The sequence below is a fragment of the Pelomicrobium sp. G1 genome, from assembly GCF_051905455.1.
Classification (GTDB): Bacteria; Pseudomonadota; Gammaproteobacteria; order Burkholderiales; family UBA6910; genus Pelomicrobium.
The window spans coordinates 1-379 of the sequence record NZ_JBQACR010000153.1 but is presented as its reverse complement, the minus strand read 5'-3'; the positions used below and the strand labels follow the sequence as shown (position 1 = coordinate 379).

The 379-nt window shown below is 65.4% G+C and carries 1 protein-coding gene; it reads left to right on the top strand.

Annotation, left to right across the window (positions count from 1 at the left end; all coding sequences use genetic code 11):
- Window positions 1-15: 15 nt before the first annotated feature.
- Window positions 16-379 (top strand): DUF190 domain-containing protein (locus ACTFO6_RS17940; protein WP_439935769.1); only part of this gene is annotated, 364 nt, incomplete at its 3' end.

The window sequence follows — 379 nt, the reverse complement described above, 5'->3', positions numbered from 1 at the left end:
ATGGAGGAAGGCACCATGGAAGGATCGTTCCTACGCTTCTACGTGCACGAGAACGCACGCCACCGCCACACCCTTTTATGGGAATGGCTGCTGGAGCAGGCCAACCGCATGGGCATCCGCGGCGGCTCGGCATTTCGCGCCATGGCCGGGTTCGGGCGGCACCACGTGCTGCACGAGAACCACTTCTTCGAGCTGGCCGGCACCCTCACCGTGGAAGTGGAGTTCATCGTCACGCCGGAGGAAGCCAGGCGGCTGCTGGAGCTCGTCGAACGGGAGCGGATCCGGGTTTTCTACGCTCACATCCCGGCCCGCTTCGGCGTGCTCAACCCGGACGAGGAAGATCCGCCGTCCGTGGCGGAGGGGGCGCAAGGAGATAGGC